This window comes from Streptomyces sp. AF1A, from assembly GCF_047340315.1.
In the GTDB taxonomy this organism is placed as follows: Bacteria; Actinomycetota; Actinomycetes; order Streptomycetales; family Streptomycetaceae; genus Streptomyces.
Map to the genome: position 1 here is coordinate 1 of NZ_JBLEBI010000228.1, position 9,110 is coordinate 9,110.

At 73.6% G+C, this 9,110-nt stretch carries 7 protein-coding genes; 2 read left to right on the forward strand and 5 right to left on the reverse strand.

Features of this window, described 5'->3' with window-relative positions; genetic code table 11:
- The 3 genes from ACLU3S_RS33605 to ACLU3S_RS33615 all read right to left on the reverse strand — a co-directional run.
- Nucleotides 1–252 (reverse strand): hypothetical protein (locus ACLU3S_RS33605; protein WP_413955768.1); only part of this gene is annotated, 252 nt, incomplete at its 3' end.
- Between the two features lie 262 nt (nucleotides 253–514).
- Nucleotides 515–1,285, reverse strand: coding sequence for a TIGR03936 family radical SAM-associated protein (locus tag ACLU3S_RS33610; protein WP_413955769.1), 771 nt, complete (start codon nucleotides 1,283–1,285; stop codon nucleotides 515–517).
- Nucleotides 1,286–1,331: 46 nt separating this feature from the next.
- Nucleotides 1,332–2,294, reverse strand: a complete 963-nt coding sequence (locus tag ACLU3S_RS33615) for a hypothetical protein (protein WP_413955770.1) — start codon at nucleotides 2,292–2,294, stop codon at nucleotides 1,332–1,334.
- Between the two features lie 139 nt (nucleotides 2,295–2,433).
- Here ACLU3S_RS33615 and ACLU3S_RS33620 point away from each other — a divergent pair, with 139 nt between their 5' ends.
- Nucleotides 2,434–3,402 carry a YhjD/YihY/BrkB family envelope integrity protein gene (locus ACLU3S_RS33620; protein ID WP_413955771.1) on the forward strand — a complete coding sequence of 323 codons (969 nt, stop codon included), beginning with the start codon at nucleotides 2,434–2,436 and terminating at the stop codon, nucleotides 3,400–3,402.
- Between the two features lie 20 nt (nucleotides 3,403–3,422).
- On the opposite strand, the gene ACLU3S_RS33625 is transcribed toward ACLU3S_RS33620, so the two are convergent.
- Together ACLU3S_RS33625 and ACLU3S_RS33630 are read right to left on the reverse strand one after the other, a co-directional pair.
- Entirely contained in the window at nucleotides 3,423–6,059 is a 2,637-nt protein-coding gene (locus ACLU3S_RS33625) for an amino acid permease (RefSeq protein ID WP_413955772.1), read from the reverse strand.
- 478 nt (nucleotides 6,060–6,537) lie between these two features.
- Complete coding sequence (locus ACLU3S_RS33630) at nucleotides 6,538–7,734, reverse strand: epoxide hydrolase family protein (RefSeq protein WP_413955773.1); 1,197 nt, start codon at nucleotides 7,732–7,734, stop codon at nucleotides 6,538–6,540.
- 243 nt (nucleotides 7,735–7,977) lie between these two features.
- Between ACLU3S_RS33630 and ACLU3S_RS33635 the strand changes: the two genes are divergently transcribed.
- Nucleotides 7,978–9,110, forward strand: a 1,133-nt coding sequence (locus tag ACLU3S_RS33635; protein WP_413955774.1) for an AAA family ATPase, incomplete at its 3' end; no start/stop codon positions are given.

Consider the following 9,110-nt stretch of genomic DNA (forward strand, 5'->3'; position numbering starts at 1 on the left):
CGCAGCCTCTTCGGTCTCCGCGGTCTCCACTGCCTCTTCGGCCACTGCAGCCTCTTCATTCTCCGCAGACCGGGCGACCTCGTCGGCGTCCGCGACCGGTATGGCCGGGACGGTGACCTCGGCGGGCGCCTCGGTGGCCGCGGCGGGCGGGCCCGCCGGGCGAGAGGCGGCACGGCGACGCCTGCGCGGCGGCAGGGTGTCGCTGGGAGTGTTCAGTTCGGAACCCTCAAGGGGTTCGGTCGGTTCGAGCATGCGGGCGTTTCTCCCGTCGGGCTCCCGGGCGCCGCGCCTGGTCCGGCGCCGGCCAGCAGTGGCCGGCAGCCGTTGACGTCCGCGGCCCGCGCGGTGCGCGATGGCCGCCGTCCGGGGCGCGGGCGCCGCACGGGAGCACTCTGTGTCCTGTCTCGCCGGTTCCGTACGCCTTGTCGGTACGGCCTGGCGAAAGTCTTCTGGTGGGTGCGCTGCCCGACCCAGGTGGCTCCCGAGTACGAGGGCGGCGCTACGACGTCCGTCCCTACGCGGGACCTTCCGGCGCCGTCGCGGCGGCAGCCGGTGCGGCCGTCAGGGCCGTTGCTGCCTCGCGGTCGGGCGCGAGCGGATCGGTCACCGTGCCGGTCTCTTCATCGAACAGCCCCTGCGCCAGCCTGGTCACCGCTGCGGGGACCGGCGGCGCCAGGTCGGCCACGGCGCGGAGACCGGACAGGACGTCGTCGGGTCGTACGGCAGGCGTCACGTGCCGAACAACCAGCCGCAGTATCGCACAGGGCTGGTCGGTCGGCCTATCAGCCGGCGAACCGTGCGTTTCCAGGCCCGCCACGGCGGGCCGGGCGTCGAAGGTACGGACGCCGTTCTTGGTCATGCGCTGCACCTCGACGGTCTCGGCCCTGGTGAAGGCCTCGACCGCGCGCTCGGCGTCGGCCGGGTCCACGCCGTCCAGCCGCAGCTCCCACACGGAGGCCGTCAGCCGGTCGGCGAGTCCCGAGGTCCGCGCCTCGACCGCCTCGACGACGTCGAGCCCGGCGGGCAGCGACTCGTCGAGGAGGACGCGCAGCGTCTCCGGGTCGCGCGGTTCGGTGAGCGCGATCTCCAGATACTCCGCCTCACTGCCCGTGCCGGTGGGTGCGGCATTGGCGTACGACACCTTCGGGTGCGGCGTGAACCCGGCCGAGTACGCCATGGGCACCCCGGCGCGGCGCAGCGCACGCTCGAAGGCGCGCTGGAAGTCTCGGTGGCTGGTGAACCTCAGGCGGCCGCGCTTGGTGTAGCGCAGTCGAATGCGCTGCACCGCGGGTGCGGGCGGCGGGCCTTCGGGCTGTCGCTTGCCCAGTGTCCTAGTCCTTCGTGAGAGCGGTCGTACTGCTACCAAGAGTACGTGCCGCGGGGCCCTGAGGTTCCCGCCGGTCCACGGCCGCCGGTTCCCCGCCCCCGCCGAAGAGCGCGCGCCGCAGGTCGGCGCGGGCCTGCCGCGCGGTGTCGCGGGCGGCGGACAGCGCCTGGCGGGTGACCCGGCCCACCGCGCGGGCGGCCTCGGCGGCCGGCCGCAGGACGGCGTCCCGCACGAAGTGGCCGACGGGGGTGAGCACGGTCCGGTACGCCCAGCGCACCGGTACCACGACAATCCACCGGAAGAGGGTGCCGAGTACCCGCCCGACGGCCCGCGAGAGGTGCCCGGCGACCCGCCAGGCGTGCCCGAGGGCCTCCCCCACCTCCCGTGCGACGACGGCCAGGACCCGGCCAACCGGCATCAGAACCCATCGCCACAGCACGAGGCCGGGCAGCACGAGCAGGACCCGCCCGGCCCAGTACAGGGCCAGCCCGACGCCGGTGGCCAGCAGGCCCAGCAGCGCCCCGAGCCCCCGCACACCCCAGGCGACGGCCCGCCCGGCGGGCGCGAGGACCCGCGTGTACAGCCACAGCGCGGGGACGACCAGCAGGTACCGGGCCAGCCAGGCGACGGCCCGCCCGGCGGGCGTGAGGACGCGGCGGTGGATCCACCGCGCCGGTACGACGACGAGCACCGCCCAGAGCCAGGCGAGTGCCCGGCCCCCAGGGACCAGCACGTACCGCCACAGCCCCACCAGGGGCCACACGAACAGGACTTCGGCGGCCCGCAGCAGCGCCCGCCCGAGCGGTCCGAGCACGGTGTCCCGCAGCAGCCGCCCGGCGGCCACGAGCGCGTCCCACACCATGCGCACCGGCACGACCAGGACGAGGACGACGATCCGCACCGGCATGCGGATCGCGACGACAAGGCACCCTTCGGGCTGCCGCGGCGGCGGCTTGTGGAGGTCCATACCGGGACAGACGCCGGTGCCACCGGTTCGGATCCGGCCGGGCCGCGCGGGCCCCGTACGACTCCGGACGGCGCCCGGCCCGCGCGCCGTGTCGGTGCCCGGCGGCGGCCGCGGCGGCCGGTTAGGCTCGCAGCGCCCCTTGCAGCCGACCCCGACGGAGGGCACGACGGCGGAGAACGGTGCCCGGCGCCTGCTCACAGCCCTGACGTTCTGGCTGCGTCCTGCCTTCACGCTGCGCGTCCTGGGCCGGTTCCAGAAGGTGGCGGGCTTCGACCGCTCCATGGCCCTCGCCTCCAGCGCCCTGACCGCGCTGGTCCCGCTGGCGATCGTGGGCGCGACCGTGCTGCACAGCCTGACGTCGTACGACGTCGCCCAGCACATCGTCAGCAGGTACGGCCTCACCGGGCCGGGAGCCGCCTCGGTCCAGTCCCTCTTCCCGGCCGGGCAGGACAGCACGGGCGGGGGTGTCCTCGGCGTGGTGTTCCTGGCCATCTCGGCCCTGAGCTTCACCCGGGCCCTTCAGCGGTTGTTCGAACAGACCTGGGAGCTCAAACCGCTCAGCGTGCGCAACACCCGCAACGGCCTGTGGTGGCTGCTGTCCGCCATCGGCTACGCCCTGGTCAGCATCCTGCTGCAGGCCCTGCCCGCCGACAGCCGGGCGCATCTGACATCAGTGGCCGGCGAGCTGCCGGTCACCGCCCTCTTCCTCGTCTGGAGCGGAGTGCTGCTGACCGCGCGGCGCGTCGGCTGGCGGGATCTGGTGCCCTTCGGGCTCGCCGGGGCCGTCGCCACCGCGGCCTACTCGGTGGGCGCGACGATCTATCTGCCGATCCTGTTCAACTCCTCAGTCAGGCGTTACGGCGTGGTGGGAGCCGTCTTCGCGATGGTCTCGGCGCTCTTCGCGGTGATGCTCCTCGTCGTCGGCGCGGCCGTGCTGGGCCGCGAGGTGCGGGACGAGCTCGCCCGGATCGCACGGGGTGAGCGCACCCCGGACGACGAGGTCCGCCGCCAGTGGAACAGCCTGCTCGAGCAGACCCGGTCCCGCTGGCGCACCGTCCGCCGGCACGTCAAGCACCGCCGGTCCGGCGACGGGCCGCGCGGCCGCTGAGCGGGAGCCGCGGATCCGCGCTACGGGACGTCCGCCGACGGCATGGACTGCTCGGTCCAGATCGTCTTGCCGGTGGGGGTGTAGCGCGTACCCCAGTGGTGGGTCATCTGGGCGATGATGAACAGGCCCCGGCCGCCCTCGTCGTCGCTCGCCGCGTGCCGCAGGTTGGGCGTGGTGTGCCCGGTGTCGGAGACCTCGCAGATCAGGGCCTGGTCGCGGATCAGGCGTACCTGGATGGGGCCGCCGACGTAGCGGATGGCGTTGGTGACCAGTTCGCTGACGATGAGTTCCGTGCCGAACGCCAGGTCGCTCAGCTCCCAGTCGGTGAGCTGCTTGCCGACGGCGGTGCGGATGGTGGCCACCGCCGCCGGGTCCGGGGCCAGGTCCCACTGGGCGAACTGGTTGCGGTCGAGCAGGCGCGTGCGGACCACGAGCAGCGTCGCGTCCACGTCCACCGGGCCGGGCAGCAGGGTCCACACCGCCCGGTCGCACAGTTCCTCCAGGGACGTGCGGTCCCCGGCGAGGACCTCGGACAGCTGCGCGCGGCCGGCGTCCCGGCCGTCGGCCGCCTGCAGCAGGCCGTCCGTGAACAGCGCGACGAGACTGCCCGGAGCCAACTCCAGCTCCGTGCTCTGGTAGGGCAGGCCGCCCATGCCCAGCGGCGGGCCGGGCGGCAGCACCGGATAGTCGACGGCGCCCGTGCGCGCCGCGACGACCGCCAGCCCGGGCTCCCCGGCCCGCGCCAGGCTGCACCGGCCCGAGAGCGGGTCGTACACCGCGTACAGGCAGGTCACCCCCAGCGCCTCGTCGGGCCGCTGTGTGCCGCGGGCCAGGCCGTGGCTCGCGCGGCGCTCGTACCCGGTCTGCTCGACCAGGTCGTCCAGGCGGGACAGCAGCTCGTCCGGGCTCAGGTCCAGCCGGGCCAGGACCCGCACTCCGGTGCGCAGGCGTCCCATGGTGGCCGCGGCGCGCAGCCCGTGCCCGAGCACGTCCCCGACGACGAGGCCGACCCGGGTGCCCGACAGCGGGATGACGTCATACCAGTCGCCGCCCACCCCGGACCCGCTGTCGGCGGGCAGGTAGCGGCTCGCCGTGTCGACGGCCGCGTGCGGCGGCAGGCGGCCCGGGAGCAGGCTCCGCTGAAGCTTGAGGGCCACGGTGTGGCCCCGGGTGACGATCGGCATCAGCAGCAGGCCGATCAGCAGGGCGCCCAGGCCGATGACGGTGACCCCGCCCGTCGGTCCGATCACCGGCAGGTCGATGACGGTCGAGCCGTATCCGGGGCTGGCGTAGACGCCGAAGGCGGCGTAGAAGAACAGCACGGCCATGATCACACCGCCGAGCCCCGGCAGCACGCCCTTGCAGAGCAGGTCCTTGCGGCTGCGGGTGAGGACCCTGCGGTGGTACCAGATGCAGGCGAAGGCGGTCAGGCCGTACTGGAACGCGATCGCGAGGCCGACCGAGTCGACCGTGTCGCCCAGGACGTTCCGGCTGGACACCGACAGGACGAGGAAGAGCGCGATCGAGGCCGCCCCCATGCCGACGGTGCCCCAGGTCGGGGTGAGAAATCTGCGGTGGATGCGGGCGAACCGGACCGGGACGGCCTTGTGGACCGCCATGGCGAAAACGGTCCTGGCCAGCGGCAGGATGGTGGTCTGCGCGGAGGCCAGCGCCGAGGTCAGCACCATCAGGATCAGCAGGCGCGACAGGAGCAGCCCCGTCCCGCTGGTCCCGAAGACGGCCGCGCCCAGCCCGGACAGCACGTCGTCGGCGTAGTGCGGGTTGGCGAGCCCCATGCCCGAGGTGCCGACGCCCGCGAACGCCTGTGCAGAGGTGGACACCAGCGCGTACATCACCAGGAGCAGCACGGTGGACAGGACCGCCGCGCGTCCCGGCACGTGCCGGCTGTCCACGGTCTCCTCGTTGACGGCGAACGCGGTGTCCCAGCCCCAGTAGATGAAGACCCCCGCGAGGACGCCCGAGGTCAGGGCGTTCGCCGAGGACACCTGGAAGGGGTCGAACCAGGAGGCGGAGACATGGATCGCCGTGGGCGGAGGGCTGGTGTACACCCGGACCAGCGCGGCGACCGCGAACACGAGCAGCACCACCACCTCCAGGCACAGCAGCCAGCGCTGGACGGCGGCCGAGACCTCGATGCCGACGTAGCAGATCACAGTCAGCGCGGCGATCCAGGCGACGCCCGCCACGGTGATCCACATCCGGCTGTCCGCCAGGCTGTCGAGGCCCACCAGCCGGAAACCGTAGGCGGCGGCGATCTCGGCCAGGTTCCCCATGACGATGATGTTGGCGACGATGAGTCCCCAGCCGCCCATCCAGCCGGTGCGCGGCCCGAAGGCGCGGGTGGCCCAGGTGAAGGTGGTACCGCAGTCGGCGTTGCTGGCGTTGAGCTCCCGGAAGGCGAACGCGACCAGCAGCATCGGGACGAACGCCAGCATGGTGACGATAGGGGTCTGCAGCCCGACGCCGGCCACGATGATGCCGAGCGTGGCGGCGAGGCTGTAGGCCGGGCCGGTCGAGGCCAGGCTCATGGCCACGGAGGAGAACAAGCCCAGCGCGTCGGCCTTGAGCCCCTTCCGGCCGGCCCCTGTGCCCGGAGCGGGACGGCCGGCCGCTACGGCACTGCCGAAGAGCCTCACACTTGATTGCAACGCCGGGTCCCCGGCCTCCGCAACAGCGCGCCCAGCGGCGGGAGTCAGCCGGGACGGGGAGAATCAGGCGGGCCCCGCCCGGGACCGCGGTCCCGCAAGGGGCTGCTCGGTCCGGACCGTCTTTCCGCCGTCGGTGGAGCGGACGCCCCCGTTCCGGGCCGGCTCGGCGCAGCTGAATGGGCCGCGCCCGCCCTGGTGGCCCGACCGCGCGTGGCGCGGCCGGGCCCGCGTGCGGGCGGTGCGCGGCCGGCTGATCGAGCGCGGGGTGGCTCCGCACGACATCCGGTACGAGGTCTTCGGCCCGAACCTGTGGCAGGCCGGCCTGAACCGATCCGTGCGCACGGCGCGGGTGTCCGTGCGCACGGCGCGGGTGGGGCGGCCGAGTGCCCGCGGTGGAGCCCTTCGGCCGCCCCGGCATCGTCGGCAGCCGTCCGGATCACCGGTCGCGGATCACCGGGCGACGCACCTAACGCAGCGAGCGGAAGCCCGTGCGGATCTCGCCCACCAGCAGCTCCGGCTGCTCCCAGGCGGCGAAGTGGCCGCCCTTGGGGAGCCTGTTGTAGTGGACGAGGTTCGGATAGGCCTGCTCCGTCCAGCTCCTGGGGGCCCGGTAGAGCTCGTCGGGGAAGACGCTCACGGCGACCGGCAGCTTCACGCCGTTGATGCCGAAGAAGGAGGTCGTGTTCTCCGCGTACAGGCGGGCCGCGGAGACCGCCGTGCCGGTCAGCCAGAAGAGCGTGATGTTGTCCAGGACGTCGTCGCGGGTCAGGCCCTCGCTGACGCCGGCGAAGGACCGGGAGATCAGGGCCAGGCTGGCCGCGTCGTGGTCGAGCAGGAAGGCGGCCAGGCCGACCGGGGAGTCCACCAGACCGGTCAGCGCCTGCGGGCGCGAGCCCATCATGTAGGCGTAGTAGACGTGCCGGTACACGAAGTCCAGCGAGTCGACCGCCGCCTGCTCCTCGTCGGACAGGGACAGGCCCTCGGGCAGCGGGTTGCCCGCGGCGAGCGCGGCGTCGATGTCGGCCGGGATCACCTTGGGCATGTTGGTGTGGATGCCGAGCAGCCCCTCGGGCTCCTGGGCGCCCATGAGGTCGGTGACGATCGCACCCCAGTCGCCTCCCTGGGCGACGTACCGGGTGTAGCCCAGCCGCTTCATCAGCTCGCCCCAGGCACGTGCGATGCGCTCGGGGCCCCAGCCCTTCGCGGCCGGCTTGCCCGAGAAGCCGTAGCCGGGCATGGAGGGAATCACCACGTGGAAGGCGTCGGACGCGCTCCCGCCGTGGGCGGTGGGGTTGACCAGCGGGTCGATGATCTTCAGCTGCTCGACGACCGAGCCGGGCCAGCCGTGGGTGACGATCAGCGGCAGGGCGTCTTCGTGCCGGGAGCGGACGTGGATGAAGTGGATGTCCAGCCCGTCGATCTCGGTGAGGTAGTGCGGCACCGCCTTCAGCCGCGCCTCGACCCTGCGCCAGTCGTACTCCTCGGCCCAGTAGCGCGCGAGCTCCTTCATCGTCTCCAGCTGCGGGCCCTGCGACTGGTCCTCGACGGTCTCCTTCTCGGGCCACCTCGCCGCCAGGATGCGCGCACGCAGGTCGTCGAGCTCCGCGTCGGAGAACTCGAAGGTGAACGGCCGGATCTCCGGAGTGCGGGGGGTTGTGGACATAGGCGTGTGTCTCCTTGCTGCGGCCGGCGACCTCGTGTCACCGGCTCGTCCACCCTGTCCGAGGTCGGGCATGCGTCGGCCCCGGGAAACCCCCGGGGTCACCCCGTGGCCGGGCCCCGGGGATCGGGCGGCGCGGGGGCGGTGACCCGGGAGCCGCGGGTCCACAATGGGCATTGATCCCCACACGCACCGAACCCCCCGAAACCCTTTGAAATCCGCCGAGCAGTGGTCAGGAGATCGGCCATGCACGTGTCCCCCGGCGATACCCGGGTCGGACTGCTGGGGCGGGACCGCGAGCTGGCCGCCCTGGACCGGGTGCTGGCCACGGCGCGGGCGGGGAGCAGCGCGGTCCTGGTCCTGCGCGGCGAGGCGGGGATCGGCAAGACCGCGCTGCTCGACTACGCGGCCGGACGGGCCGTCGGGTTCCGCACCGTCGGCGTCTTCGGCATCGAGGCGGAGATGGAACTCCCCTTCGCGAGCCTGCACCAGCTGTGCGCACCCCTGCTGGGCGGGCTCCAGGAGCTGCCGGAGCCGCAGCGCCACGCGCTGTCCGTCGCGTTCGGGCTGCGCGAGGGCGAGGCACCGGACCGCTTCCTGCTGGGCCTGGCCGTGCTCGGTCTGCTGGCGGCCGCCGCCAGGGACCGGCCGCTGGCGTGCCTCCTCGATGACGCGCACTGGCTGGACGAGGGCTCCCTGCAGGTACTGGGCTTCGTCGCCAGACGGCTGATGGCCGACTCGACGGCTCTGCTGTTCGCCCTGCGCGAGCCCTGCGACGACCGGGCGCTGGCCGGCCTGCCGGACATGACCGTCCACGGCCTCGGCAAGCCCGACGCCCGGGCCCTGCTGGCCTCGGCCGTCCGGGCGCCGCTCGACCCGCTCGTACGGGATCGGATCATCGCCGAGGCCCACGGCAACCCGATGGCACTGCTTCACCTGCCCCGCGCGCCCGCGGAACTGGCCGGCGGTTTCTGGCTTCCCGGCAGGCGGCCCCTGGACAGCCGCATCGAGGACGCCTTCCAGCAGCAGTGCCGCTCGCTGCCACCGGACAGCGCGCGCCTGGTGCTCACTGCCGCGGCCGAGCCCACCGGAGACGTGTCCCTGCTGTGGCGCGCGGCCGGACTGCAGCAGATACCTCCGCACGCCGCGGCGCCGGCCGAGGCCGCGGGGCTCGTCGAGCTCGGCGCGAGGGTGCGCTTTCACCACCCGCTGGTGCGCTCGGCCGTCTACCGAGGGGCCTCCGCGCCGGAGCGCCGCGCGGTGCACCGGGCACTGGCGGACGCCACCGATCCCCGCCTCGACCCCGACCGCAGGGCGTGGCACCGCGCTCACGCCGCCCCGCGACCGGACGAGGGCACCGCCGACGACCTGGAACGCTC

Excerpts from the sequence above, each read along its gene's own strand:
- ACLU3S_RS33615 (WP_413955770.1), bottom strand. The coding sequence starts at position 2,294 with ATGGACCTCCACAAGCCGCCGCCGCGGCAGCCCGAAGGGTGCCTTGTC.
- ACLU3S_RS33630 (WP_413955773.1), bottom strand. The coding sequence starts at position 7,734 with ATGTCCACAACCCCCCGCACTCCGGAGATCCGGCCGTTCACCTTCGAG.